Genomic DNA, 24,952 nt, shown 5'->3' on the forward strand with positions numbered 1-24,952 from the left:
GAGCTCTCGGCTTCGGTTGTGGTGGTCGTGGTCTCGTCGCTGCTGTCGTCGTCATCTGAGCAGGCGGCGCCTACCAGGGCCACGCCTGCGAGCATCGCGACGAGTGTGAAACGGAACTTCTTCATGGGATTCATCTCCTGTCGAGTTGCACCGTTGTGGTGTCGGGGGGTGATTCGGCGTGCGGGCGGTACCCGGATGCAGCCCCGCCGAAATTCTTTTGCGGCAGCCCCGCTAGCGTTGGGAGACGTGGAAGAAGTCGTACTGATCACCGGCCTGTCGGGTGCGGGCCGCAGCCAGGCGGCAAACACGCTCGAGGACCTCGGCTGGTTCGTGATCGACAACATGCCGGTCGAGCTCGTGCACAAGGTGGCTGACCTCGGTCGCTTCACCGACTCGGCGAGGGGTCTCGCGCTCGTGGTGGGATCCGGCCACGACATGGGCGCGGTGTCATCGATGGTCGCCGAGTTGCGCGAGGCAGGCATCAACGTGCGCGTGATGTTCCTCGACGCTGCGACCGACGTGCTGGTGCGCCGCTACGGCGAGACCCGAAGGCGCCATCCGCTGCGCGAACTCACGGGCTCCACCGAGTCCGCCATCCACGAGGAACGCAAGCTGCTGGCCGCTGTGCGCCAGAGCGCCGACCTCTTCATAGACACGAGCGACCTCAACGTGCACGACCTCAGGCGGCGCGTGACTGCGGCGTTCGGCGACCGCGACGACGGGCGCACCAAGGTCAACCTGGTGTCGTTCGGCTACAAGTACGGCGTTCCGGGCGAGGTCGACCTGCTGTTCGACTGCCGGTTCCTCGACAACCCCTACTGGGATCCGGAGCTTCGCGACCTGAGTGGCCTCGACGAGGCGGTGCAGCAGCGTGTGATGGGGTCGGAGACCGCAGACGGTTTCATGATGCGGACCCGTGATCTGATCGAGTTCCTGGTTCCGGCGTACGAGAACGACGGCAAGTCGTTCCTCACAATCGCGTTCGGGTGCACGGGTGGCAGGCACCGGTCGGTGACCATGGCCGAGCAATGCGCCGGCTGGCTACGGGAAGCGGGCCGCGAGCCCCAGGTCCGCCACCGGGACCTCGGACGGTGAGTACTCCTACGGTCGTCGCCATCGGGGGCGGCCACGGGCTCTCGGCCACATTGAGGGCTCTGCGCCTACTACCGGTCGACCCTGTGGCCGTCGTGTCGGTTGCAGACGATGGCGGTTCCACGGGTCGGCTTCGAGCGGCGGGCGAGCGACTGGCGCCGGGCGATCTTCGCAAGTGCCTGGTGGCCCTGGCGGAGGACTCGTCGCCACTGCTCACGGTGATGGAGCACCGCTTCGAATCCGGGGAGCTGAAGGGTCATTCGTTCGGGAACCTGCTGCTGGCAGCGTTCGAGGAGTCCTCTGGCAGCATGCTCGGGGCGCTCGACGAGGTGGGCGGGATGCTGGGTGTGGCCGGGAGGGTGCTGCCGGCGACCATGGAGCCGGTGGAGCTGGTCGCCGAGTTGGCCGACGGTTCGATCTGCGTCGGCCAGGAGCTGATTTCGGGTACGGCCGGGGTTCGGCGGGTGCGTCTGGACCCGGAGCCGACGGCCTGTGACGAGGCGCTGGAGGCGATCAGCCACGCGGACCTGGTCGTGCTCGGCCCGGGATCCCTGTACACGTCCGTGCTGGCGGCTGTGGCGGTCCCGGGAGTCGGTGAAGCGATTGCCCAGGGTGAAGCTCCGCTGGCCTACGTGAGCAACCTGGCCCCTCAGGCACGCGAGACCGACGGCTACGACGTGGCCGACCACGTTGACGCGCTGTCTCGCCACGGGCTCGTCCCCGACCTGGTGTTCCACGACGACTCGCGAATCGGGGGAGCCGAGTCCGTGGCTGGGGCCCGCACGGCCAACCTGGTCCGCGACGGTGATGTGGCCCACGACGCCGAGCTCCTCGCGAGCGCACTGCGATCCGCGCTCTGGGGTGCAGCCGGCTCCTGAGTCCTTCGCTGATTGGCACCGATAGTCGATTTCTGGTCGGATGGGGTCGTTGCCTGTGAAAGAGGGCACGACTCCGGATTCGGAGTGCACAAGACGACATCTCGTTACACGAGGGGTGCTTAACACATGACAGTTCGCGTTGGTATCAACGGATTCGGCCGCATCGGGCGCAATTTTTTCCGGGCCGCCAAGAGGCGTGGCGAAGACATCGACTTCGTCGCAGTCAACGACCTCGGCTCGCTCGACACGATGGAGCTCCTGCTCAGGCGTGACTCCGTCGCCGGCGCATACCCCGGTGAGGTCAAGGCGGTCGAGGGTGGCATCGATGTCGACGGCGACGTGCTCAAGGTCGTCTCGTACCGGGACCCCGCCGAGATCCCATGGGGCGAGTTGGGTGTCGATGTGGTCATCGAGTCCACCGGCATATTCAACGACCGCGACAAGGCCGCTGCACACCTCGAGGGTGGCGCACCCCGTGTGATCGTCTCCGCTCCGGCATCCGGCGCGGACGCAACATTCGTGGTGGGCGTGAACGACGACACCTTCGACCCCGAGAAGCACATCGTGGTCTCCAACGCCTCCTGCACGACCAACTGCTTCGTGCCGATGATCAAGGTCCTCGACGACGCCTTCGGTGTCGAGAAGGGCCTCATGAACACCATCCACGCCTACACGGGTGACCAGAGCCTCGTGGATGGCCCCCACAAGGACCCTCGTCGTGCGCGAGCGGCCGCCATCAACATCGTGCCCACCTCCACCGGCGCTGCCCGAGCGACCGGCCTGGTGCTGCAGTCGATGCAGGGCAAGCTCGACGGCACGTCGCTGCGCGTTCCGATCCCGACCGGCTCGATCACCGACTTCGTGGGCACCCTCAACACAGAGGTGACCGTCGAGGACGTCAACGCAGCGTTCAAGGCTGCGGCCGAGGACGGCCCGCTCAAGGGCGTGCTCCAGTACACCGAGGAGCCGCTGGTGAGCTCCGACATCGTCGGCTCTCCCTACAGCTCGGTGTTCGACTCCGGTCTGACCATGGCCATGGGCAACCTGGTGAAGATCCTGTCCTGGTACGACAACGAGGCCGGCTACTCGAACCGACTGGTCGATCTGGCCCTCAAGGTCGGCGCGGCCAGCTCCTGAGCCGGGCGACCCGATGAAGTTCGGAGTACCCGAGCTCGACGACCTGGGAGACGTATCGGGCAAGGCAGTGCTGGTGCGGGCGGACTTCAACGTCCCGATCCGCGACGGCGCCATCACTGACGACCTGCGTATCCGCGCAGCGTTGCCCACGCTCAACTGGCTGATCGAACGCGGCGCGCGGGTCACCGCCTGTACGCACCTCGGTCGGCCCAAGGGCAAGCCCGACCCGGCCTTCTCGGTCGAGCCGGTCCGCACCCGGTTGGCCGAACTGGCGCCCGGTGTCGAACTGCTCGACAACCTGCGCTTCGACCCGGGTGAGACCGCCGATGACGACGCGTTCGTCGCCCAGTTGGTGGCCGGCCACGACATGTACGTCAACGATGCCTTCGGTGCCTCGCACCGCTCGCATGCGTCGATCGTCGGTCCGCCTCGCACATTGCCCTCCGCAGCGGGCCGTTTGCTCGCCAGGGAGGTCGAGGTGCTCCTCGGCGTGCGCGAGAGCGCCAAGCGCCCGTTCGTGGCGATCACCGGTGGCGCCAAGGTGAGCGACAAGCTCGGCGTGATCCGTGCGCTGCTCGACATCGCCGACGACGTGCTCATCGGTGGCGGTATGTGCTTCACGTTCTTCAGGGCGACCGGGCACAACATCGGCAACTCGCTGTGCGAGGACGACCAGGTCGACAACTGCAGGGCGCTGCTGGATGAGTTCGGCGATCGGCTGCACCTGCCCGAGGACGTGGTCGGGCTCGGCCCCGGCGGAGAGATCGGCAAGCCCGAGGTCGGGGGAGAGGTGCGCAACTTCGGTCGTGCGCTTCCCGACGGCTGGATGGGCCTCGACATCGGCCCGGGGACGGCTGCGGCGTTCGGCGACATCATCCTGTCGGCCCGCACAATCCTGTGGAACGGTCCGATGGGCGTCTTCGAGGACCCCCGTTTCGAGGCGGGCACCCGTGCGGTCGCTTCGGCGGTCGCGGAGTCACGCGGATTCTCGGTGATCGGCGGTGGCGACTCGGCTGCGGCCATTGCCCAGTTCGGCATGGCTGACGAGGTCGACCACATCTCGACCGGTGGCGGCGCCTCGCTCGAGTTGATCGAGCAGGGTGACCTGCCGGGGCTCGATGCCCTGCGTGCAGCCTCCAACGCGGCCGGAGGCTGACTACTAACGTTCTGTTCGCGCTGGATCACGGAATCCGTGATTCAGCGAACACAAAGCCCCGGGTTCGGAACCCGTGCGGCGCCAGAGGATAGGAAGCAAGTCAAATGGCAGACGCTCGCAAGCCGATCATCAGCGGCAACTGGAAGATGCACCACAACCACTTCGAGGCGATCCAGTGCGTCCAGAAGCTGCACTATCGCCTCGACTCCGATGACCATGCGGCGGTCGACGTGACGGTGCACCCGCCCTTCACCGACATCCGTTCGGTACAGACGGTCATCGAGGCCGACAAGATGAAGATTGGTCTCGGTGCCCAGAACTGTCACTTCGAGGAGAAGGGCGCGTTCACCGGCGAGGTGGCCCCCGCAATGCTGGCCAAGCTGGATGTGGCCTACGTGATCGTCGGGCACTCCGAGCGGCGCGAGCTGTTCGGTGAGACCGACGACAGCGTCAACAAGAAGGTCAAGGCCGTGATCGCCGACGGCATGACCCCGATCATGTGCTGTGGCGAGACCCTCGAGGAGCGCGAACAGGGCATGGCCGAGGCAAAGGTAGAGGGCCAGGTCCGCGAGGGCCTCGCCGGCCTGTCAGCCGAGCAGATCGCCAAGCTCGTGATCGCGTACGAGCCGATCTGGGCGATCGGCACCGGCAAGACCGCCACGTCGGAGGATGCCCAGGCGATGTGCGCCAAGGTGCGCCAGGTTGTGGGCGAGGTCGCCGGTGCCGAGGCCGCAGCCGGGGTGCGCGTGCAGTACGGCGGTTCGGTGAAGCCGGGCAACATCGTCGAACTGATGGGCCAGCCCGACATCGACGGAGCGCTCGTAGGCGGCGCGTCACTCGATGCCGACGAGTTCGCGGCAATCGTCCAGTTCCGCAACCACTGAGGAGCTGGCGGACGGGTTATCGCTGCGCCCGGGTGTGCACTACCCTCGTGAGCCGTGGGAATACTTGAACTACTCCTCTGGGTCCTGCAGTTCGGACTCGGAATCGGCCTGATCTTCTTGGTGCTGATCCACTCGGGCAAGGGCGGAGGCCTGTCGGACATGTTCGGCGGTGGCCTCGGCGCATCGGCCGCGGGCTCCACCGTCATGGAGAAGAACCTCGACCGCATAACCGTTGTGGTGGCACTGCTGTTCGGGTTCAACACGCTCATCATGGCGCTGCTGCTCGACAGCTGACGCCGGCCCCGCTCCACTCGCCGACCGGGCCGCCCCCGGCGCGCTCCCAGCTAGCCTGAACAAGCGGATTCCGGCGGTACTTCGTGGCACCCGGGCTCCGCGCCCAGCCATCCATCCGCGGGAGATCGAGTGAGCAAGCACAAGAACAAGCCCGAGCGGCCGGAGAGGCCCAACAACGAGGGCATCGCCCCGGAGAACCTGACCCTCGAGATGATGGAGGACCGGTTCGCCTACAAGGACAAGATCAAGAACAAGCTGTACGAGCAGGAGCTGCACGACCTGCAGGTGGAGCTGCTCAAGCTGCAGCGCTGGGTGAAGGCCAACGGCGAGAAGGTCGTGGTGCTCTTCGAAGGCCGTGACGCCGCCGGCAAGGGCGGTTCGATCCGGCGGTTCAATCAGTACCTGAATCCCCGCGGCGCGCGGGTCGTGGCGCTTGCCAAGCCCAACGACACCGAGCGCGGCCAGTGGTACTTCCAGCGATACGTGTCGCATCTGCCCACCACCGGTGAGCTCGTGTTCTTCGACCGCTCCTGGTACAACCGCGCCGGTGTCGAAGTGGTGATGGGATTCTGCTCCCCATCCGAGTACGGAGAGTTCTTCCGCCAGGCCCCGGGCTTCGAGCGAAGCGTCGTGGAATCGGGCATACACCTCTTCAAGTTCTGGTTCGCCGTGTCGCGCGCGGAACAACTCAGGCGCTTCGAGCGGCGCAAGACCGACCCGCTGCGTCAGTGGAAGTTCTCTCCGGTCGACGAGGCGTCACTCGACAAGTGGGACGACTACACCCGCGCCCGCTCCGTGATGCTCATCCAGACCGACAGCCCCAACGCGCCGTGGACGATCATCAACTCCAACGAGAAGAAACGGGCCCGCCTCGAGGCGATCCGTCACGTCGTTCACACGATCGACTACGAGCACAAGGACCATGACGTCGCGCGTCCGCCCGACCCCCGCGTGGTGCAGCCGGCATCCGGCGTGATGGTGGTTACCCACGGCACGCCGCCGCTGGCCGAATAGGACATCGGGCACACGCGCTGCTTGGGCCGTCGCCAGCCCCCTCGACCATGACAGAATCCCGATCATGTGGACTCCCGAGGGGACTGACGAGCCGACGGTGACGGCAGCGCACGGGCCGACAGCGCCCCGGCCCGCTCCGGTTGCCGACCTGGGTGAGGCATTCAAGCTCTACAGCCGCCATACCAGCGTGAGGGCTCTCGGCGTCTCCGCGTTGTTGGCCTGGACCGCGCGGCTGTTCATGGGGAAGCCGACATCCCGTGACTTCACAGCTGCTGTCGGAGTCCTTGCGTGGTGGCCGCTCAACGAGTGGCTGGCGCACAAGCTGATCCTGCACGCCAGGCCGATCACGATCGGTGGCCGCACCCATGACCCGCACGTCGCCCGATACCACCGTGCGCACCATGCGGACCCGTGGCGCATCGACCTGTCGTTCCTGCCGGCGTGGTTCATCCTGCCGGCCCTTCCGGTGAACGTCGCGGTGTGGTGGATCATCACCGGGCGACGAAAGAAGCCCACGGCGACCGGTGTGGCGGCGATCTCGACCATGGCGCTCGTCTATGAGTGGACCCACTACCTCACCCACACGTCGCACAAGCCGCGCCACGCCTTCTACCGAAAGCTCCAGCGCCGCCACCGACTGCACCACTTCAAGCACGAGCAGCTGTGGTACGGGTTCACCGTGCCCTGGGTGGACGACCTTTTGGGCACCGCGCCCGACCCGTCCATGGTCGAGACATCACCCGATGTGCGCACGCTGGGTGTCGAGTCCTCACCAGCGCACGGCCAGGCGCAGGTCGCTGATCCGGCGTCATCCGCACTGATCTGAAGCGGGCGACGCTCCGGCCACCTTCCGGGTACGTGGTCGGATCATCCAGTCCTCCAGTCATCCGCGGCGATGTCCCACGTGAGTTGTCATGGAGGCATACGGCCGGGAGCGCGAGAGATGTCACCTGCGGCGCACGAATACACATCGTGAATGAAGCCGCGACGGCGGCCGCCGCTCATTTCGGCAACCGATTCGGGCGCGCTACAGTCGTCTCTCCCGCCACTGGCGGGCACTCACGTCGGAGTGGCGGAATTGGCAGACGCGCTAGCTTGAGGGGCTAGTGCCCGCAAGGGCGTGGGGGTTCAAGTCCCCCCTCCGACACCACTGAGTGGGACTGTTCCCACCCGCCGCCAACCACGTGTGTTGTCGCAGCGACCTGCGTCGGCGGGTCCAATCCGGAAATGGCAGCCGCACCCGGTCAGTTGGTGTTGCACTCATCTTGTAGCGAGGCCGGGAACGTGGTGCAGTCGTCGTCCTCTACCCAGAGTCCCTGCGATGACTTGAGCCTCGCCGTGTAGTCGTATTGGCTCTCGGGGTCCGGGTCTGAGGTGTTCGTGACACCTGCGACCGCATAGCCGCTGTCGCACCTGAAGTCGTTGATCGTGTCGCCTTGGGGCAGTGCGAGAGCGATTGCTTCCTCAGTGCAGGGCGCCGACGCCGCAGCACTGGTGGTGGGTGCAGCCGTGGTGGCCCGAGCGGTGGTGGTCGGCGCTTCCGTGGACGTGGTGTCAGCGGCCTCGTCGTCGGTGGAGCTGCACCCTGCTGCCACAAGGACGAGGCCGATCGATAGCACTAGAACTCGATTTCGTGTTGTGGTCATGGTTACGACCTTAGGAACGGATTCGGGCAATGTCCGAGAGTTGAGGAACTCTTGAGGCAGGGTTGGAGAGGGCTTGAATGCGACCTACGAGAGTGACCGTTGGGGAAAGCCCCCCCCGGTCGTCCTGACCTCTCCGGCACACGCGGTCAGCAACCCCTCCAAGTCGCCCTCCGCGATGCCGGAGAGGCAGGACGGCTCGCATCAGACGAGCGCTGGCGGACCGGAACCGCTCGCCGGGGCGGGTCAAGGCTCCGTGACCCGCAGTCGAGGTCGACGCTCCCCAACGGGTAACGCCTGGCCAGCCAAGGAAGGGCCCAGGGGCGGCCACCGTCACAGGTGTCATCTTGTGGTCGGGGTGGCTCCGTTGTGAGAAGCTGCCCGCGGCCCCAGGCCGAGATAGGGGCCCGGGCGACGAAGCGGGCGACATGAACGAGCGTGACCAGGGCGTGGGACTGATGGCGGTGGGCTTGGTGGTCCTCGGAGCGCTGCTGGCCCTCGGATCCTGGTTCAGCTTCGACAGAGCGGACCCCGAACCAGTTGCTTCCACCACCACGACCACGCGCCCTGCGCTGGTCAGGGCCGGTGCGGTGGCATCCGGTGGTCTCGAGGACCCGCCTGGCCCCGACACATCCGGGAGCGCAGCGAGCCCCGGTCGACTCCCAGCGGCGCCGGACGTACAACTGCTCGGGCCGGTCGACAACCCTCCGACGACCTCGGTGCCGGAACGGGGCGAAAGGCGGATCAGTCAGGTCGCTTGGGCCTGGCCCTGGCTGGGCAAGGTCTCGGTCAGAGAGGCCCCGCCTCCGGGGTGGGCCACGATGCGCAGGATCGGAACCTGGGAACAACCGGAGATGCCATCCAGCGCGGGCGCGCACCAGGGGATCGCGGCGATGCCGAGGGAGGGGTATCCGCTTCCCGGACGATTCAAGACGCCCACCGGTTGGGAGTTCGACAGCCAGTCGCCGTTCGGCTCGCCCTTTGCCATGCTCGTCACCGAGCGGCGCGGCTACTGGGCCGAGGTGCTGATCCCGGTGCGCCCCAACGGCACCCGCGGCTACGTCGACACCAGGAAGCTCCGCATGACCAGGCAGGACCACCGCGTCGAGGTCGACCTCAGCGATCGAAAGCTGGTCGCGTGGCACGGGACCCGCAAGATCATGGAAACCCCGGTCACCGTCGGCAGCGCATCGCGCAGCACCCCCACCGGCCGGTTCTACGTGACGGACCGCCGCAACTCCACCCCCGGCCCGTCATACGGATCACACGTGCTCCCCCTGAACGGCTACAGCGAGAAGCTCGACTACTTCGCCGACGGCGTACCCGTCATCGCGCTGCACGGCACCGACCGACCGGACCTGATGGGTCAGGCCGCCTCCAACGGCTGTATCCGCATGCCCAACGAGGTCGTGAAGATCCTCAACGACTGGCTGCCGGTCGGCACCATGGTCGAGATAAGGGCCTAGAGCCTCGCCGGGTTCGAGCCCCGACCCCGGCCCCGGGTAGCTTCGACTCATGCGCAAACGCCGCTGCCTGATGCCAGCGCTTGCCGTCGTCGCAGGCCTCGCCCTTGTTGGGTCCGGATGTGGCGATGACGTGGCTTCGTCAGCCTCGACGACGGCGTCTTCGGAGGAGACTGCGCAGCGGCCTGGGATCCCGACGCCTGAGGCGTCCACGCTGGAGGAGCTTCTCGCGATCGAGCGGCCAGTCGTCGTAGGCCATGCCGGCGGCGACAGGTCCTGGCCCCATTCGACGATGTTCGGTTTCCACGAGGCCGCCCGGTCGGGCGCCGACGTGCTCGAGATGGACGTCCAGCTGACCGGCGACGGCGTGCTCGTCGTTCATCACGACGACACGGTCGACGCCACAACCGGGACGACCGGCAGGGTTCGCGAACTCACCTATGACGAACTGCAGGCACTCGACAGCGGCTACTGGTGGTCCGACGACCTGGGTGACAGGTCGAGACCCGAGGCGGAGTACTCGTATCGCGGCGTGCGCACAGGTGCCGTCGAACCGCCGGAGGGTTACGCCGCCGACGACTTCCGAGTTGAGACGTTCAGGGCCGTTGCCGAGGCGTTTCCGGACCACGTACTCGACGTCGAGATCAAGGTCCCCCGCGGTGACGACGGTGAGGACGATGTCGAGTTCGCGATCGAAGCAGCCCGGGTCCTGGCCGCTGAGATCGAGGAGCTGGGTCGATCCGACTCCGTCGTGGTCGTCTCTTTCGACGATGAGGTGATCGCAGCGTTCCACGAGTTGGCCCCGGATGTGCCCACCAGTCCGGGCACGAATGCCCTCCCGGCCTGGTTCCTCGAGGGCGCAGCGCTGTTGCCCAGTGACCGGATCCTGCAGATTCCCCCGGACTTCGACGGCATCGACGTCCTGGCACTCGACGGCTTCCTCGAGCAGGCCCAGCAAGAGGGTCTGAGCATCTGGGTGTGGCCCAACGACGCATCGACCCAGGAGAACCCTGACTTCTACGAGGAACTGCTCGAGTTCGACATCGACGGCGTCATAGCCGGGCATCCCGATCAGGCGGTCGAGCGCTACCGGGAACTCGGTCTGACACCCACCTGAGTCCGGCATCCGTTGTGCGCCGGCTCGCAGCGGCGGAGTCCACCCGCCGGTAGGTTGCACCATGAGACCGGCATTCAGGGTCCTGATGGTGATGGCTTTCGCGGTCGGCGTGGTCGGCTGCGGCTCCGAGGACGACTCCAGTGCGTCGAGCACCACCGATGCCGAAGCCGACAGCGCATCGGGCACCGAGGCGGAGGAGTCGCCGGACTCCGGCGTCGCGGCGGAGATGGCCATCACAAGCAAGGCGTTTGCGGACGGCTCGCCGATTCCGTCGCAGTACACGTGCGACGGAGCCAATACGCAACCCCCGTTGACGGTCGAGGGAACGCCGAGCGACGCGGTGGGCCTGGTGCTCATCGTGGACGATCCCGACGCCCCGTCGGGCAGCTTCATCCACTGGGTCGTCTGGGACCTCGAGCCCGATGCGGTTATCAGCGAAGGCGTATTGCCGGCCGGTGCGACCGAGGGGACCAATGGAACTTCGGACACAGCGTAGTTCGGACCCTGTCCGCCCCCCGGGGGACCACACAACTACGAGTTCCAGCTCTCGGCGGTCAGCGAACAACCGGACCTGCAGCCCGGAGCCACCGCCGATGAAGTGAGGGCGGCCATCGTTGACACGACGCTCGACAGTGCAGTGCTCGTGGGCACCTACGAGCGCACCTGAGCGGCCGACCGGGGCGGCCGACTCCCATGACATCCCGGAAGCGGCCCGGCGAAGCTCGCTCCTGCGCGTGGTTCCAGCAGGGAAGCCACCTTCGCGGCGAGAAGCTGTGACCGCGTGTGTCAGCAGCGGTAGACGCGCTCGGCATTGGTTGCGAAGAGCATCTGCAACGCGTCCGCGCCAAGGCCGGAAGCAAACTCGAAGTAGGCGCTGAACAGCTCGTCGAGGGTGCAGTGTGCGCCGTCGACAGGGAAGTTGCTGGCGAACATGCAGCGTTCGACGCCGAAGCACTCGATGGCGAACTCGAGCCAGGGGGCGAGCACATCGGCATGGACACTCCCGAGCGGCATCGCCAGGCCTGACAGCTTGCAGGTAACCCGGTCGCCAAGGTCAGCGAGGGCCCGGATGCCTTCCTGCCAGGTGCTGAACTCCTCCGGTTCGGCGGACCGGGGCCAGCCGAGGTGCTCCACCACCACCAGCAGTCCATCCACGTCTGCCAGCGCCCCAGCCGATGACACCAGCTGGTCCGTGCGTGCCATGAGGTCGAACACGAGGCCACGGTCGCGGAGTTCCTGCAACACCGCTGGGGCGGGGACGGGATGGTCGAGCTTGCCCATGGCGCGCACGCCGCGGAACCGCTGCAGGGTCATCTGGCGATCGAGCTGTGCGGTCACATCGGCCTGCCGGGCCGAGGGCGTGATGCCGCCGACGATCGCAGCCGGTTGGCCGGTCGACTCAGCGAGGGCCTCCATCTCGATTGCTTCGTCCACGCAGTGCGCACCGGTGGCTGCCGAGACCGTGATGAGCTTGTCCACGTTCCAGCCGGCAGCCTCGGCGTTGTAGGTGGGCAGGTCGAACGGCCTGGCCATTTTTGCCACATCGTTGACAGGGATCTTCCGTGCGCCGGAGAGGTATGGATACCAATCGGTTCGCGCGGGGTCCCACAGGTGAACATGTGGGTCCACGACCCGCAGCGGCCTTTGATCCATCAGGCGCCGCCGCCGGTGACGGCACTGCGGAGGGTGCTGTCCAACCAGTCGGGCAGGTCCGGCCCGCGGTACACGATGCTGGTGCCCACGCGGGGATGGCTGTGCAGGCCGATCCAGTCGTCGCCCGCAAGGAGTTCGGCGCCGGAGAGGGCCGCAGCTTCAGCGTGCGTGGCGAGGTAGGCGGCCAGGTGACTTGCGACGGCTCTGTTATCGGGTGTCGCGAGGCCGACGGTGGACGCCGTGACCAGTCCGTCGGTGGCCGGTCCGGCGGAACGGGCGAGCTGAGTGGCGGCCTGAATCCGGCTGCGCCCGCCGCTGGATGTCGTGTCAATCATCGTCACGAGGCGCATCTTGCGTCCTGTTCGACGCGCATGGTCCGCGACAGCGCGGGTGAAGGCAGCGTCGCCGAGGATCCGGCCGGTGATTCCGTCGTGGTCGTCGAGTACGGACTGCCAGGTGTTCGCAGGACGGGTTGGTGCATGCCCGCGTCGGCAGACGACGAGGGCATCGAGTGGCTCCTCGCCCCGCTCAGAAGCAGCCAGGCTGTTCGCGGCAGCTTCGAAACCGTCGCCTGTGCCCCCCGGATCGATCAGGCTGGTCCGGGTGCCGCGCTCGGAGAGCGCGGCCACCAGCGCCCGAGTAGCCGACTCGTCGTCGCTCACGATCCCGCAGCGGCCTCCCGTTTGTGCCGAAGCGGTGTCCGTGGCATCAAATACGCCGGCGAAGCGTTGTCCTGCGCCACCGGAGCTCTGCTGGTGGTCGTGGGCGCCGGCCAGCGCGGTGACGCCCACAGCGTCGAGCAGAAGCCCTGCGGACCCGTCGTCCTCGGCGCTGAGGGCCTCGAGCAGCCGCGGTGCCTCGATGAGAGCCAGCTCGGAGCCACCGGCGAACACCACCTGGCCGGAGCACCACCCGAACCCCTCGCTCATCATGTGCGCCGCAAGGGGCGCCAGTTCTGTCGGGTCGGGCAGGCCCGACCCGAGCCTGAGTCCTCCGCTTCGAGACCTTCCCTCCTCGCCGGCAGGGCGTCGCCGCGCCATTGCCGCCTCGACCATCCGGGTCATGGCGATGGGGGACAGGGCGTTAACTGTGACTCCGTCTGGGGCCATCTGGCCGAGCTGCCAGGTCAGCGCGGCCACGGCACGCTTCGCGCAGCTGTAGGCCCCGGCGTCCGCGGGCCTCCAGCCGGCGCCGGACGTGACCCCCAGGATCCGGCCGTGACCGGCTGCGGCCATGTGGGGGAGTGCCGCACGCAGCACATTGCAGTAGCCCCCCAGGTGCACCTCCAACACCTCGCGCCAGTCCGATTCCGAGCCGGACGCGAACCCTGTGGGGCGGGTGATCCCCGCCACGTTGACGACTGCGTCCACGCCACCGAACTCCTCGACGAGCCCCGCGAACAGGTCCCGCAGATGGTCGATATCGGTGACGGACCCAGAGGACGCGCTCGCACTGCCACCCGCTGCAACGATGCGTTCGGCAGTCGAGGGCTGGGCGGCGGCGTCGGGATCGGTGCCGCCGTCGAGCGCGACGAGAGGGTCGATCGTGACTACGTGCGATCCGCGCTGCCCGAGTTCCTCGGCGATTGCGGCTCCGATGCCGCGTCCGCCTCCGGTGACTACTGCCACGCGCCGGCGGCCAGTGGCGCCGTTGGTCACGTGTCGTCACCCGTGGTGTCTGGACGCGCCTCGAGTTCGAGCCCCTCGCAGTCCCCGGCGTCGAGCCACTCACGCAGGAGGTCGCGGTACGCGAAGAAGTCGCCTCGGCCTCCGCCGTAGCTTCCGGTGAGCGGGTTCATGCCTTCCGGGTTGCCCTCGTTGTTGAGTCGCGAAGGCGTACAGGTCGACAGGAACGCCGTGGCGTCGACGTAGGCGTCGAGGATCTGCTGCACCCAGTCCGATTCGGCTTCCGCGCTCACGTCGAACACCGAGACGCCCCCCTTGCGCAGGATCTCGACCGTGCGTCCGATGAACTCGGCTCCGAGCACCGCCAGTTCCGTGTAGTTGACGGTGATGACGGCCTGCTGGCCGGGCGCGGGCATCACGAACAGGTTGGGGAAGCCCCGGCTCAGCATGCCGAACAGGCTGGATGGGCCATCGCCCCACTTCTGGTCGAGCGTTACGCCGTCGCGGCCCACAACCTCCTGGCCAACCCTGCGCTGCAGGGGGGTGAACTCGGGTTCGAAGCCGCTGCCGAACACGATGCAGTCCACCTCGTACTCGATGCCCTCGATCACCAGGCCGTCCTCGGTGATGCGCTCTATGCCGGCCGGGCACGCAACCAGGTCGACGTTCGGCAGGTTGAACGCGGGCAGGAAGTCGTCATGGAAGCACGGGCGCTTGCACCGGTACCGGTACCAGGGCTTCAGGGCCTCGGCTGTTTCCGGGTCCTCGACGAGGTCTTCGACCCGGCCTCTGTGCTCCTCCATGATCCCGAAGTCGAGTTCCTCGGCGTTGCGCAGGAAGTCCTTCGTGGACATGCCCGGCTCGCGCGGCGGGTTGGACACGAGTGCGAAGTGGTGGGTCCAGGCGTCGTCCACCAGGTTCTCCTCGACCGGGTTGCCCGACATGATCAGCTCGAAGTTGTCCATTCGGGCCTGCTGCCATCCGGGCTCCAGGTTCTCGCCGAACCCGGGGTCGGTGGGGCGGTTGCCCCGTACTCCGATGGCCGATGGGGTGCGCTGCACCACGTAGACCTGCTCAGCGGCCTCTGCGAGCGGCTTGACGCACTGGATGCCCGTGGCACCGGTGCCGATGAGGGCAACCCGTTTTCCGTCGAGTTTCGTGAGTGGCTCGCCGGGCGCGCCGCCCGTGTAGTCGTAGTCCCATCGAGCGGTGTGAAAGGCCGCACCCCTGAACTCGTCGATGCCGGGGATGTCGGGGAGCTTGAGGAGGTTCAGGAAGCCGACCGCGAGCACGTAGTAGCGGCTGCGGAAGCGGTCGCCGCGGTCGGTGGTGACCTCCCACCTGCCCGCGTCCTCGAGCCAGGTGGCATCCGTGACCCCGGTGTGGAACAGGGCGTTGCGCTCGAGGTCGTACCGCTCGGCGATCCTCTGCAGGTGTCCGAGGATCTCGCCGCCGGTCGCATAGCGGTCCTTCGGGATGTAGCCGAGTTCCTCGAGCATCGGCATGTAGATGTACGACTCGACGTCGCACATGATTCCCGGGTAGCGGTTCCAGTACCAGGTTCCGCCCACCCCGCCGGCGTGGTCGATGATGCGGATGTCCGCAACGCCATGCTCGCGGAGCTGAACGCCTGCGAGCAGCCCCCCGATTCCGCCGCCCACGATCACCACCTCGGTGTCGTCGGTGACGGGATCGCGGTCCTCCATCTCAGTGAAGGGGTCCGCCAGGTAGCGAGCGAACCGCTCGTCATGGCGTAGATCCAAGATGTCGGCCCGGCCTGGAACGAGACGCTTGTCGCGCTCCGCTTCGTACCGGGCCCGCACGGCCGCCTTGTCATAGTCGTTCGGGAGTTCTGCGCTCATCTCGCCACCACTTCGATGGGTTCGGGGCGGGTTGCCTCCGCCTGGAACCCGACCACATTGCTGACAAGCCTGTCATGTGACGCTGCCGTCATGTTGGCTCTACGCGGCGTTGTTCTCGCTGCGCGCAGGTCCCGGTTCGGCTGCGCGCGGCCGTTGGTCGCCGTCGAGGCGCGGCGGGCGCCGGTCATCGGGCCCGAGGATTCGCCGCCAACCAGCCCTCTCCGGCGGCGGACACCTCTGGCCAGCGGCCGGCCCGTGCCCGTTGGGCGGCTCCGGTCTCAACTCGTGCCAGTAGACACTGTTACGATTAACCCATGCAGAGAATGACCGTCGAGGTCCATGGGCACGACGTGTCCTACCGCACCGGTGGAACCGGGCCCCTGGTGCTGCTGGTGCACGGGATGGCGGGTAGCTCGTCATCATGGAAGCCGGTCCTGGCCGAGCTCGGCACGCACTGCACCTGGATCGCGCCCGACCTGCCCGGTCACGGTCGCTCCGCGAAACCGGAGAAGGGCGACTACTCCCTCGGAGCCCAGGCGGGGTTCCTCCGTGACCTGCTGGCAACCCTCGGCCATGAGCGGGCGACGGTCGTGGGCACGTCACTCGGTGGCGGCATCGCCATGCAGTTCGCGTACCAGCACCCCGAACGCTGCGAGAGGCTGGCGCTGGTCGGCAGCGGCGGACTGGGCGAGGAAGTCATGCCGCTGCTGCGGGCACTTGCCCTGCCGGGGGCCGATCTCGTGATGCCGGTGGCGTTCATGCCCTTCATCCGCCGCTGGGTAGAGGGGGTGGCCGGAGCGGCCGCCAAGGTCGGACTCAGTCCGGACCCTGCCACCCAGGAGATGTGGCGGTCCTACGTGTCGCTTCATGACCCCGAAGCCCGCGCGGCATTCGTGCACACGTTGCGATCAGTGGTGGACCACCGCGGCCAGCGGGTGAGCGCCAGCGACAAGCTCTACCTCGCGGCCGAGGTGCCTACCCTGATCGTGTGGGGTGACGCGGACCCCGTGATACCGGTGTCGCATGCTCACAGCACCCACGAGGCCATGCCGGGCAGCCGTCTGGAGTTGATGGAGGGCTGTGGGCACTTCCCGTACGCGGAGCAGCCGCAACGATTCCTGGAGCTGCTGGTGGACTTCATCGCCACGACCAATCCCGCCGCACTCGAACCGGATGACCTCGCACGTCGGTTGGTCGGCGCCCGCTCCCGCGCGTCCGGCGCCGCCAGCTGACCGGGCGTGGCCGTCCGCCATCGTCGTGATTGGCCTCGTTGTCCTCGGGTTGGTTGACGCCGAAGGGGCTGAACGCGCCGCCCGGTCCTGCTAACCCCCGGCTCCCGGCTTCCAGATCATCAGCGCCAGCACCACGACCATGGACAGGTGCAGGAATCCGGACATGGCGCCGATCTGCTTGCCGGTGGCCTCCAGCAGCGCCGCCTGCGGAGGAGGTCCTCCCGTCGCCGGCCCGGCAGCCACCAAGTCCTTCTGGAGGGCCACCATCCTGCGGACCCGGGGCTGGACGCCGAACAGCGACACGACAAGTGCAGCCAGGTAGAGCACGATCGACAACCAGAGCCACAGCTCGGACATCTTGTAGACGTCGTCGCTCAGGCCCGCCAGCCCGAAGCCCCAGATAGGCACGAGGTAGATGAAGATCTCGGCCACGCGCAGGCTCACGAATGCATTCACCTCGGTCACCGCGAGAGCCTGTTCGGGCGGCAGTGCCCGCGCCTTGGCGGCGTACACGCCGTTGAGCATCACTCCGCCGAAGCCGACTATGGCGCAGAGGATGTGCAGCCACAGCATGATGTTGTACGCATTCGAGCCGATTCCCATGGGATGTCCTGACCGGTGGAGGTGCGAACCGGCACAGTAGCTCCCGCTGTCGCCTGCCGGTCCTGTCGGGACGACTCGGGCGCTTCCAGTTCTGCAAGTGGGTCATGGCGACGAGCTGTCTGCGGGCAGCTGTCCGGATCCCATCAGGGGGCGCATGGTTTCGCCGCCCGCAGGCAGTTCGAAGCCGACGCCCACCTGCACGTCGGCGAGACCGGCCCCTCGCAGGGCGGCTCCAATGTTGGAGGGTGCGAGTCCGAAGGGCTCGTCGTCGGCTGGGTTCAGCTCCCAGTCCCACTGCACGAACAGCGCACCCGGCTTCATCCTGCTGACCAGCTCACGCACGGTCCCGGGGTAGTCGTTGACAAAGGCCAGCACCTACGAGCACACCACCAGGTCATACCTCGGTCCTGCTTCCGGGAGTTCCGCCAGCACACGCACATTGACCCAGGCCTCGCGGGTGATCTTGGTGCCCAGCACGTCGAGCATCGCGGCTGAACTGTCGATGGCCTCCACGATCGAGCACCTCGCGGCGAGGTGCTCGGTCAGCAGCCCGGTGCCACACCCGAAGTCACATGCCGCAGTGCCGTCGATGGCGAAGCCGATCGAGTCGGCCCGCGAACAGAGCGAGACGTACGCGGCGTCGGCGTAGGCGCGTACCGCCGGGTTGTCGTCCCAACCCTGCGCGTATTCGTCCCACTCCGGCACAGTTCATCCATTCGGTGCACTGGGGAGCCCAGATGCGTCCCGGCCAATCTACGGTCATCGTCCTGCCGGGGGCAGCGGTAGTGTCGGAGACATGCCATCGGTGAGCGCAACCCAGGACATCAAGGCAGATAGCGCAGTGGTGTGGGACATATGCGTCGGGATGGAGGACTGGGTGGCTGTGGTGAGTGCGATCGAGAAGGTGGAGCGCCTCGATGACGGCGACTCGTTCGGTCTCGGCACCAGGTGGCGCGAGACGCGCACGATGTTCGGCAAGACCGCCACCGAGGACATGGAAGTGACCGAGTACGACGAAGGCAGGCGTTACGCGACCGAAGCGGAGTCCCACGGCGCCAAGTACTTCTCGGAGATCACCGTGGAGCCCGCCGCAGACAGGAGCCGTCTCACCATGTCGTTTCGCGGCGAACCGCAGTCGACGATGGCCAAGATCATGGACTTCACGGTCGGGCGCCTGATGGCCGGAAGCACCCGCAAGGCGATCGCGGCCGACCTGGTCGACATCGGAGCGGCGGCCGAGGCTGCCGGCTGAGTGGAGCTCCGCCCAGCCGGCGAAGCCGACCTCGCTGCGATCGCAGCGCTTCACACGCGGAGCTGGCTCAGCGCCTACAGCGGTCTGCTGCCTGGGGCATTTCTGAAAGAGGTGCCGGAGCGCCACCGGCGCCAGTGGCGTGAGCTGCCCGGCGACGGCTTCGTGGTCGTTGCCGAGGTCGGCGACAGTGTCGTCGCGTTCGGTTCCGTGCGCCCCGGCCAGGGCGACGGGGATGACCTCCTGCTCGACAACCTCCATGTGGCTCCGACGTTGCGCGGCACGGGAGTGGGGCAGAAGGTCCTGGAGGCCGTGCTCCGCCGGGCCGCGCAGGTCGCCCCCGGTGCGGTGCTGTACCTGTGGGTGCTCGAGCGCAACGAAGGTGCGCGCCGCTTCTACCGGCGCAACGGGGGCTCGGAGTCGGTAGCCCGCCAAGAGGAGTTCGCACCGGGGGTCGTCGTTGAGGAGCGCCGGGTCGAATGGCGCCTGCCCGTCGGCTGAACGTGTCGCGGCCCTGTTTGGGCCCGATTCGTCCCATCGGGGTGCCCTGGGCATTCATTTCCGGGGATCCGCGGCCGAAGGAAACGGAACGGTGGCGCGTCGCGTGTCGCCGGCATTCGACACCAGGAGACACAGTCATGCGCAGATGGGGCAACAGCAAGGAACTGACCCGTGCGAGCTACAGCCTCGTGAAGGAGAACCCCGGCATGTACCGATGGACCGTGCGCGCTGCGGTGCACGGCGCTCTCGTCGGCGGAATCGGCGTGCTGGTGGGCGTCGGGCTCGTCGTGTTCGGTGGCCTCGTCGGCGGCGACGACAACGCCGGGCTCGGTGCTGTCGGCATCGTCGCCCTGGTGCTCGGAGCCCTGCTGGTGGTGGCTTCGGTGATCGCGGGTCTCACTTTCGCCAACATCCAGCTCGCCGGGCTGGTGAGCGCCACCGACGCCGTGCTCCATGGCCGCGAGCGAGATGACGCGGCAGCCAGGGAGGCCGGTCGGTCCAGGTTCGGCACCTTCGCCGCTTGGTCGGCCATCTCTGTCGCGGTCAACTCGCTCGTGGGGATGATCCAGGGCGACGGTGACAGTGGCATCATCGTGTCGCTCGTTCGGTCGTTGCTGGCCGGGCTGGTCGCAGCCGTATGGATGGTCGCCACCACGCTCGTGCTGCCGGTGATCGTGTTCGAGAACATGGGCGCAGTGGATGCCATCAAGCGCTCGGCCAGCGTCATCCGCTCCACCTGGGGTGAGGCGGTGCTCGGCAGCGTTCGCATCGGATTCCGGTTCTTCCTCATCTACACCCTGCCGGGCCTGCTCCTCGTCGTCGGAGGCATCGTGATCGGTGTGGCCGTCGGTGGCGCTGCGATGGTCGCAGGCCTGGTGCTCGCAGCAGTCGGCGTCGTGCTGATCATCGTCGGAGCCGTGAAGGCCTCCACCTGCCGCACGGTGTTCGGTGTGGCGCTCTACAGGTGGGCCACCGGTGAGGGTGCTCTCGGACCGTTCTCCGAGGATGACCTGCGGGGTGCGGTAAGGGTCCGGGAGGGCTCGATGCCGGTTGCCTGAGCTCCGGCCGCAAGCTGCACGGCAGCTCGGGACAGTTGCGACAAGTGTCACCCCGAACCAGGCTGAATCCTGCCTGCTACGGCGAGTAGATTAATCTCGACCGATACGAAGAGGGGGCCTCAGATGTCGTACACCGAAGTCCATGAGCCGGTTCGATCCGAGGACTTCCCGGAGGGCGTGTCGATGCAGCCCCGGGAGTACTGCTTCGAGGACCTCGATGCGATCCCGCAGTACTGGAACATGGGTAACCCGGTGCTCACGCACTTCGAGAACGGCTTCTCGATCATGATCCCGCCCGGGGAGCGCTTCTTCATCGACTCGGTGCGTCACTACGAGCACAAGGTCACCGATCCCGGCACCCGGGATGTCATCCGCGGCTTCGTTCAGCAGGAGACTCTCCACGGCGAGGCGCACGATCGCTACAACGCGTCGTGCGAGCGCTTCGGCATCGACATCGCAGCGCGTCAGGCCTACGCAGAGCGCATATTCAAGCGGGCGCAGCGCTGGCTACCGGCGAAGATCCAGCTCGGCATCACGGTGTTCGCCGAACACCTCACCGCGGTGGGAGCACACTCGCTGCTCGAGTCAGACGAGGTCGAAGACGAGATGGACCCTCAGATGCTGGCCTTCTGGCGCTGGCATGCTGCTGAGGAACTGGAGCACAAGTCGGTCGCGTTCGACCTGTTCCAGCGGTTGGGCGGCGGATACGTCACGAGGATCCTGTCGGTGCTGATGGCGGCGCTTTTCCTTGCTGTCCCGCAGGTCAAGATCGCCCGGGCGATGATGCGCGAGGACCCGCACCACATCACCAAGGCGGAACGCAAGGAAGCCCTCGAGTTCCAGAAGCGGGTACTGCGCCGACAAGGGCCGTTGCTGCTGGCCTACTTCAAGCCGAGCTTCCACCCGTGGCAGATCGATGACGCCGGCATGCTCAGGGACTGGTACGACGACACGTCGCTCGTGAAGGCGAGCTGAGACGACTCGTCACGTGGCGTGGCTGGCAGGCCAGGGGTCGATGCTGCGGTGGGCTCCGCCGGGCAACTGACTGGTTCCATGTCGACGGCGGGCCGGGGGATGCACCGAGTCGGCGCCTTCGCGTTGGCGGCTGCGCTTTTGGCGCTGAGTGCCTGCACGCCCGCCACAGCGCGGGGCGACTTCGCCGTCGACGTCGCCGACTGCACGGATGCAGCCCTGGTGTTCGCGCGGGGCAGCTCGAATGACGTCGGCGCCGGCTCCGCACGAATGCTCGAGGAGCTGTTCGTGGACGCTCTCGGCGAACTCGATCCCACGCTGTCCACGCGGTTCGTGGAGCTCGGTGACCTCGACGGTGATGGCGTGCTCGATGAAGGTGGCTACCCGGCGCCGGGATTCGCCGGATACTTCGGCATCGACACCATCGGGGATCCCGAGCGCGAGCTGTTCCTCATCGGGGCCTACAACGAGTCCACCCGCCTGGGCGGCGACGAACTCGTCGCTGTGATCGCAGCCATGCACTCCATGTGTCCGGACCAGGCGGTGGTGGTGGTGGGCGAGTCACAGGGTGCTGATGCGGCCATGAAGGGACTCGCTCGGATGCCGGCTCCATACCTCGCGAGCATTGCTGCGGTGCACGTCTTCGGTGATCCGGGTCTGGTGGTGGGTCCGTGGATGGTGGGGGCAGGAACCAGCGTTCCGTCCGGCCACGGGATACTCGGGCCACGCGTCCCCTATGTGCCCGAGGTCCTGGAAGGTCGCACCACGAGTTGGTGCGGCCGGTTCGACGGACTCTGCACGGGCCAGATCTGGTTCTCGATCCTCGACGCAGTCGACGAGTGCGATGAGCATGCCGAACTGCCCATCTGCAGCCGCCGCCATGTCGACTACGACCTGTGGGCGTTCGGGCCCGCGATGCGCCAAGCGGCTGGATCGGTCACAGCGGTGCGCTGATGGCGCGGATGCGGAGGCATTCTGTGAATCCGCTCGTACCCTCGGAATCCAAGAGATCGAGGAGCCCCGCCGATGCACGGACACGACATTCCCGACACACCCGATGTGCGAGCGCAGATTGACGCCGCGCAGGCAGAAGGGCTTGCGGCCCTGGACATCGACGCGACGAAGGTGGCGGTCTGGGAGGACGGCTTTCGATCGGCTGGCGATGTGGAGAACTCATTCGAGTGGTGGTACTTCGACATGCAGCTCGACGATGGATCGACCCTGGTCGCGACGTTCAACACCAAGCCCAACACCGCCCCGGACGGACCACTGGACCCTTCGGTGCTGCTGATCTACCACGGGCCCGAGGGCACCAAGGTGCGCGCCGACACCCACCATCCCGCCTCGGAGTTCTCCGCCTCCACCGATGGGTGTGACATACGCATCGGCCCCAATACCGTGACCGGTGACCTCGCCAGCTATGAGCTGCACCTCGAGGGCGATGGGGTGGTCGCCGACATCAAGCTGGAGCGCCGGTCGCCGTCGTGGCGTCCAGGGGCGGGCATCACCTACTTCGACAAGGCGAAGAGCCAGCACCTCGCCTGGGTCGTACCCGTTCCGTACGGAACCGTCAGCGGCACCGTCTCGGTCAACGGGGAGAGCCGCGAGGTGTCCGGCTCGGCGTACCACGACCACAACTGGGGCAACAAGGTCATGGACGCGGGCCTGGACCACTGGTTCTGGGGTCGCGCACACATCGGCGACTACACCGTCGTGTACGTGCGCATGACCACCAAGGGACTCTTCGGCCTCGGTGCAATCAACATCCCGACCTTCCTGCTCGCCAAGGGTGACGAGGTGGTCACCGACGACATGCTGCCGTTGCGACTGGAGACGTCCGGCGACGTGCCCGGCCCGAACCACCAGCACTACCCGACGGAGCTGGAGTGGACATGGCGCACCGACGACGGCTCGGTCACGATGAAGGTCACCAACGTGGAGATGATCGAGGCGCTCGACATGGAGAAGCCGCATCACGGCCTTGCCGGAGCGGTGCGCCACGTGTTGCAGCACCCGATGTACTACGACTTCAACGCTGACATGGAACTGTCGATCGACCTCGACGGCATCTCGGAGACCGTGGCCGGGCGCACGCTGTTCGAAAAGATGATGTTCCGCTAGTCGGTTGGGACAGCCGCACGGGCCGATCGGCGCAGCAGGTACCAGCTGAGCAGGCCCAGAAGCGCCACCAGCACCGCACTAACGAGCATCGTGAGACTGAAGACGTCAACGTAGTTGGGTGCGGCGGCGTCGAGTACGCCTTCGCCCTGCTCACCTGTCGATGCGGACCTGATGTGCAGCCTGGCCGCGGCGATTCCCTCTCCCCAGCTCTGTGGCGGCACGCCCGCCTTGCGCAGTTGGTCGACGACGCCGTCGGTCATCATCTGGGCCATCAACGTCGAGGAGCCGGCCAGCCCGAGGGCGAAGCCGAACTGGCCGACGGTCATGCGCGACGACGTGACTGGGTCGAACTCGTCGGCGGGTGCCTCGGCGAGGTACAGCTGGGACTGGGCGACCGAGGCATAGGCGATGCCGACACCGATGGCGACCAGCCCCGGAAGGAAGAACAGGTAGATGAGGTCGTCGCCGACCACGAAGAAGGTGGCGGTGCCCGCAGCCATCAGGGCGAAGCCAATGGCAAGGATTCGCTGGGCTGGTGAGGTCGCGAGCGGCCTTGCTGAGACCGAACAGCACACCCACGGTGCCCAACCCGACCAGCGCCAAGGGGCTGGATGTCGGGCAGCACTGACCTGCTCGCAAGTGCCAGGAGCACGCACAGCGCCGGCACCACCAGGAACGCCAGGCGCCAGCTCCAAGCTGCGAGGGCGCCGCCGGCAAGGCCTCCCACCACGATTACGGCGCCGTTGAGAGCGGCGAACAGCCCGAGCGCCTTGCCCATCTCCTCGCCCGCCACATCGCGCACGAAGGCGAACGCAGAGCCGAACACGGCGCCGAGGCCTATTCCTGCGATGATCCTGCCGCCCATGTACATGGGCGTGGTCGGCCCCACCGCGACGATCACGTTTCCGGCGGCCGCTGTGAGCAGTGCTGCGATGAACACACGCCTGCGACCAAGCCGATCGGCGACAGCGCCGGTGGCGATGACGGTCGCCGCTAGTGCGAGAGTGGACACGCTCGCCGCGAGTGCCGCCATGCTCGGGGAGAAGCCGAGGTCCTCCGAGGCCTCCACGAATGCGATCGAAGAGATCGTGGGGTCGACCATCTGCACGCCGCCCGCCAGCCCGAGCAGCGCCACGGCGGTTCGGTTCATGTCCGCGCGGCCATGTCCGTTCGATTCATGTCGAGCTGTTCGACCCGATCATGCAGACGATCGTGGTCCACAAGGCGACGCGCCGAGTGGATCCCGACTCGTTGTCACACCCTTCGGGGGACGCCGGACGTCCGCATGTTCAGCTCGCCATCTCCTCGTAGGACGTCGCCATCCGAGGCTCCATTTCCTCGCTGACAGGTCCTCACGGCTGTGCCTGTCGGTCGGGCTGGTTGCTCCACCTGGGTATC

28 protein-coding genes, 1 tRNA gene and 1 pseudogene are annotated in these 24,952 nt (G+C 67.0%); 20 read left to right on the top strand and 10 right to left on the bottom strand.

Annotated elements, in window-relative coordinates:
- On the bottom strand, positions 1-125 hold a 125-nt coding region (locus GY812_11245; GenBank protein MCP4436050.1), incomplete at its 3' end, for a DUF4352 domain-containing protein.
- Between the two features lie 121 nt (positions 126-246).
- Here GY812_11245 and rapZ point away from each other — a divergent pair.
- From rapZ to GY812_11290, 9 genes are all read left to right on the top strand, one after another.
- A complete protein-coding gene (gene rapZ / locus GY812_11250) occupies positions 247-1,095 on the top strand; it encodes an RNase adapter RapZ (GenBank protein MCP4436051.1) in 849 nt (282 codons plus the stop codon).
- Positions 1,092-1,970: a uridine diphosphate-N-acetylglucosamine-binding protein YvcK gene (yvcK, locus tag GY812_11255; protein MCP4436052.1), complete on the top strand. Its 879-nt coding sequence runs from the start codon at positions 1,092-1,094 to the stop codon at positions 1,968-1,970. Before rapZ ends, yvcK begins: the two co-directional genes overlap by 4 nt.
- Positions 1,971-2,096: 126 nt before the next feature.
- Positions 2,097-3,107, top strand: a complete 1,011-nt coding sequence (gene gap / locus GY812_11260; protein MCP4436053.1) for a type I glyceraldehyde-3-phosphate dehydrogenase — start codon at positions 2,097-2,099, stop codon at positions 3,105-3,107.
- 13 nt (positions 3,108-3,120) lie between these two features.
- Positions 3,121-4,263, top strand: a complete 1,143-nt coding sequence (locus GY812_11265; protein ID MCP4436054.1) for a phosphoglycerate kinase — start codon at positions 3,121-3,123, stop codon at positions 4,261-4,263.
- 104 nt (positions 4,264-4,367) lie between these two features.
- Entirely contained in the window at positions 4,368-5,147 is a 780-nt protein-coding gene (locus GY812_11270; protein ID MCP4436055.1) for a triose-phosphate isomerase, read from the top strand.
- 84 nt (positions 5,148-5,231) lie between these two features.
- The gene (gene secG, locus GY812_11275) at positions 5,232-5,441 is read left to right on the top strand and encodes a preprotein translocase subunit SecG (protein MCP4436056.1); all 210 of its coding nucleotides are present in this window, start codon (positions 5,232-5,234) and stop codon (positions 5,439-5,441) included.
- Positions 5,442-5,651: 210 nt separating this feature from the next.
- Positions 5,652-6,455: a polyphosphate kinase 2 gene (gene ppk2 / locus GY812_11280; GenBank protein ID MCP4436057.1), complete on the top strand. Its 804-nt coding sequence runs from the start codon at positions 5,652-5,654 to the stop codon at positions 6,453-6,455.
- Positions 6,456-6,519: 64 nt separating this feature from the next.
- The gene (locus tag GY812_11285) at positions 6,520-7,281 is read left to right on the top strand and encodes a sterol desaturase family protein (protein MCP4436058.1); all 762 of its coding nucleotides are present in this window, start codon (positions 6,520-6,522) and stop codon (positions 7,279-7,281) included.
- 237 nt (positions 7,282-7,518) lie between these two features.
- Positions 7,519-7,605 (top strand) — tRNA-Leu (locus GY812_11290).
- A 94-nt stretch (positions 7,606-7,699) separates the two neighbouring features.
- On the opposite strand, the gene GY812_11295 is transcribed toward GY812_11290, so the two are convergent.
- Entirely contained in the window at positions 7,700-8,101 is a 402-nt protein-coding gene (locus tag GY812_11295; protein ID MCP4436059.1) for a hypothetical protein, read from the bottom strand.
- Between the two features lie 425 nt (positions 8,102-8,526).
- On the opposite strand from GY812_11295, the gene GY812_11300 reads away from it, so the two are divergent.
- The 4 genes and pseudogenes from GY812_11300 (at position 8,527) to GY812_11315 (ending at position 11,345) form a co-directional block, all read left to right on the top strand.
- Positions 8,527-9,564 carry a L,D-transpeptidase gene (locus GY812_11300; protein MCP4436060.1) on the top strand — a complete coding sequence of 346 codons (1,038 nt, stop codon included), beginning with the start codon at positions 8,527-8,529 and terminating at the stop codon, positions 9,562-9,564.
- Positions 9,565-9,613: 49 nt separating this feature from the next.
- Positions 9,614-10,678, top strand: a complete 1,065-nt coding sequence (locus GY812_11305) for a hypothetical protein (GenBank protein MCP4436061.1) — start codon at positions 9,614-9,616, stop codon at positions 10,676-10,678.
- A gap of 61 nt (positions 10,679-10,739) precedes the next feature.
- Positions 10,740-11,174 (top strand): hypothetical protein, encoded by a 435-nt coding sequence (locus GY812_11310; GenBank protein ID MCP4436062.1) that lies wholly within the window; start codon positions 10,740-10,742, stop codon positions 11,172-11,174.
- A 3-nt stretch (positions 11,175-11,177) separates the two neighbouring features.
- Positions 11,178-11,345 (top strand): annotated as a pseudogene (locus GY812_11315) (YbhB/YbcL family Raf kinase inhibitor-like protein).
- Between the two features lie 119 nt (positions 11,346-11,464).
- Here GY812_11315 and GY812_11320 read toward each other — a convergent pair.
- The 3 genes from GY812_11320 to GY812_11330 are packed head-to-tail and all read right to left on the bottom strand — an operon-like array spanning position 11,465 to position 15,779.
- Positions 11,465-12,331, bottom strand: a complete 867-nt coding sequence (locus GY812_11320) for an amidohydrolase family protein (protein MCP4436063.1) — start codon at positions 12,329-12,331, stop codon at positions 11,465-11,467.
- A complete protein-coding gene (locus GY812_11325) occupies positions 12,331-13,989 on the bottom strand; it encodes an SDR family oxidoreductase (GenBank protein ID MCP4436064.1) in 1,659 nt (552 codons plus the stop codon). Before GY812_11325 ends, GY812_11320 begins: the two co-directional genes overlap by 1 nt.
- Positions 13,986-15,779, bottom strand: a complete 1,794-nt coding sequence (locus GY812_11330) for an NAD(P)/FAD-dependent oxidoreductase (GenBank protein MCP4436065.1) — start codon at positions 15,777-15,779, stop codon at positions 13,986-13,988. The genes GY812_11325 and GY812_11330 overlap by 4 nt, the downstream gene beginning before the upstream one ends.
- Before the next feature lie 353 nt (positions 15,780-16,132).
- Between GY812_11330 and GY812_11335 the strand changes: the two genes are divergently transcribed.
- Positions 16,133-17,050 (top strand): alpha/beta fold hydrolase, encoded by a 918-nt coding sequence (locus tag GY812_11335; GenBank protein MCP4436066.1) that lies wholly within the window; start codon positions 16,133-16,135, stop codon positions 17,048-17,050.
- Between the two features lie 90 nt (positions 17,051-17,140).
- On the opposite strand, the gene GY812_11340 is transcribed toward GY812_11335, so the two are convergent.
- From GY812_11340 to GY812_11350, 3 genes are all read right to left on the bottom strand, one after another.
- Positions 17,141-17,653, bottom strand: a complete 513-nt coding sequence (locus GY812_11340) for a DUF2269 family protein (protein MCP4436067.1) — start codon at positions 17,651-17,653, stop codon at positions 17,141-17,143.
- A 102-nt stretch (positions 17,654-17,755) separates the two neighbouring features.
- Positions 17,756-17,995 (bottom strand): hypothetical protein, encoded by a 240-nt coding sequence (locus tag GY812_11345; GenBank protein MCP4436068.1) that lies wholly within the window; start codon positions 17,993-17,995, stop codon positions 17,756-17,758.
- A 33-nt stretch (positions 17,996-18,028) separates the two neighbouring features.
- Complete coding sequence (locus tag GY812_11350; GenBank protein MCP4436069.1) at positions 18,029-18,358, bottom strand: class I SAM-dependent methyltransferase; 330 nt, start codon at positions 18,356-18,358, stop codon at positions 18,029-18,031.
- Positions 18,359-18,449: 91 nt separating this feature from the next.
- Between GY812_11350 and GY812_11355 the strand changes: the two genes are divergently transcribed.
- From GY812_11355 to GY812_11380, 6 genes are all read left to right on the top strand, one after another.
- The gene (locus tag GY812_11355; protein MCP4436070.1) at positions 18,450-18,905 is read left to right on the top strand and encodes a hypothetical protein; all 456 of its coding nucleotides are present in this window, start codon (positions 18,450-18,452) and stop codon (positions 18,903-18,905) included.
- Positions 18,906-19,403 (top strand): GNAT family N-acetyltransferase, encoded by a 498-nt coding sequence (locus GY812_11360; GenBank protein MCP4436071.1) that lies wholly within the window; start codon positions 18,906-18,908, stop codon positions 19,401-19,403.
- Between the two features lie 137 nt (positions 19,404-19,540).
- Complete coding sequence (locus GY812_11365) at positions 19,541-20,461, top strand: hypothetical protein (GenBank protein ID MCP4436072.1); 921 nt, start codon at positions 19,541-19,543, stop codon at positions 20,459-20,461.
- 123 nt (positions 20,462-20,584) lie between these two features.
- Positions 20,585-21,436, top strand: a complete 852-nt coding sequence (locus GY812_11370; protein ID MCP4436073.1) for a metal-dependent hydrolase — start codon at positions 20,585-20,587, stop codon at positions 21,434-21,436.
- Positions 21,437-21,535: 99 nt separating this feature from the next.
- Positions 21,536-22,387, top strand: coding sequence for a cutinase family protein (locus tag GY812_11375; protein ID MCP4436074.1), 852 nt, complete (start codon positions 21,536-21,538; stop codon positions 22,385-22,387).
- 72 nt (positions 22,388-22,459) lie between these two features.
- Complete coding sequence (locus GY812_11380) at positions 22,460-23,554, top strand: hypothetical protein (GenBank protein ID MCP4436075.1); 1,095 nt, start codon at positions 22,460-22,462, stop codon at positions 23,552-23,554.
- Here GY812_11380 and GY812_11385 read toward each other — a convergent pair.
- A complete protein-coding gene (locus GY812_11385) occupies positions 23,551-24,054 on the bottom strand; it encodes an MFS transporter (GenBank protein ID MCP4436076.1) in 504 nt (167 codons plus the stop codon). The genes GY812_11380 and GY812_11385 overlap by 4 nt on opposite strands.
- On the bottom strand, positions 24,054-24,704 hold the full coding sequence (locus GY812_11390; protein MCP4436077.1) for an MFS transporter: 651 nt from the start codon (positions 24,702-24,704) through the stop codon (positions 24,054-24,056). The genes GY812_11385 and GY812_11390 overlap by 1 nt, the downstream gene beginning before the upstream one ends.
- Positions 24,705-24,952 lie beyond the last annotated feature (248 nt).

This window comes from Actinomycetes bacterium (assembly GCA_024222295.1).
Taxonomy (GTDB): domain Bacteria; phylum Actinomycetota; class Acidimicrobiia; order Acidimicrobiales; family Microtrichaceae; genus JAAEPF01.

Excerpts from the sequence above, each read along its gene's own strand:
- GY812_11365 (MCP4436072.1), top strand. The coding sequence starts at position 19,541 with ATGCGCAGATGGGGCAACAGCAAGGAACTGACCCGTGCGAGCTACAGC.
- GY812_11390 (MCP4436077.1), bottom strand. The coding sequence starts at position 24,704 with ATGAACCGAACCGCCGTGGCGCTGCTCGGGCTGGCGGGCGGCGTGCAG.
- GY812_11265 (MCP4436054.1), top strand. The coding sequence starts at position 3,121 with ATGAAGTTCGGAGTACCCGAGCTCGACGACCTGGGAGACGTATCGGGC.
- GY812_11285 (MCP4436058.1), top strand. The coding sequence starts at position 6,520 with ATGTGGACTCCCGAGGGGACTGACGAGCCGACGGTGACGGCAGCGCAC.
- GY812_11340 (MCP4436067.1), bottom strand. The coding sequence starts at position 17,653 with ATGGGAATCGGCTCGAATGCGTACAACATCATGCTGTGGCTGCACATC.
- GY812_11375 (MCP4436074.1), top strand. The coding sequence starts at position 21,536 with ATGCACCGAGTCGGCGCCTTCGCGTTGGCGGCTGCGCTTTTGGCGCTG.
- GY812_11270 (MCP4436055.1), top strand. The coding sequence starts at position 4,368 with ATGGCAGACGCTCGCAAGCCGATCATCAGCGGCAACTGGAAGATGCAC.
- gap (MCP4436053.1), top strand. The coding sequence starts at position 2,097 with ATGACAGTTCGCGTTGGTATCAACGGATTCGGCCGCATCGGGCGCAAT.
- ppk2 (MCP4436057.1), top strand. The coding sequence starts at position 5,652 with ATGATGGAGGACCGGTTCGCCTACAAGGACAAGATCAAGAACAAGCTG.
- GY812_11335 (MCP4436066.1), top strand. The coding sequence starts at position 16,133 with ATGCAGAGAATGACCGTCGAGGTCCATGGGCACGACGTGTCCTACCGC.
- GY812_11385 (MCP4436076.1), bottom strand. The coding sequence starts at position 24,054 with ATGGCTGCGGGCACCGCCACCTTCTTCGTGGTCGGCGACGACCTCATC.
- GY812_11295 (MCP4436059.1), bottom strand. The coding sequence starts at position 8,101 with ATGACCACAACACGAAATCGAGTTCTAGTGCTATCGATCGGCCTCGTC.
- GY812_11320 (MCP4436063.1), bottom strand. The coding sequence starts at position 12,331 with ATGGATCAAAGGCCGCTGCGGGTCGTGGACCCACATGTTCACCTGTGG.
- GY812_11355 (MCP4436070.1), top strand. The coding sequence starts at position 18,450 with ATGCCATCGGTGAGCGCAACCCAGGACATCAAGGCAGATAGCGCAGTG.
- GY812_11310 (MCP4436062.1), top strand. The coding sequence starts at position 10,740 with ATGAGACCGGCATTCAGGGTCCTGATGGTGATGGCTTTCGCGGTCGGC.
- GY812_11370 (MCP4436073.1), top strand. The coding sequence starts at position 20,585 with ATGTCGTACACCGAAGTCCATGAGCCGGTTCGATCCGAGGACTTCCCG.
- GY812_11305 (MCP4436061.1), top strand. The coding sequence starts at position 9,614 with ATGCGCAAACGCCGCTGCCTGATGCCAGCGCTTGCCGTCGTCGCAGGC.
- GY812_11300 (MCP4436060.1), top strand. The coding sequence starts at position 8,527 with ATGAACGAGCGTGACCAGGGCGTGGGACTGATGGCGGTGGGCTTGGTG.
- GY812_11380 (MCP4436075.1), top strand. The coding sequence starts at position 22,460 with ATGCACGGACACGACATTCCCGACACACCCGATGTGCGAGCGCAGATT.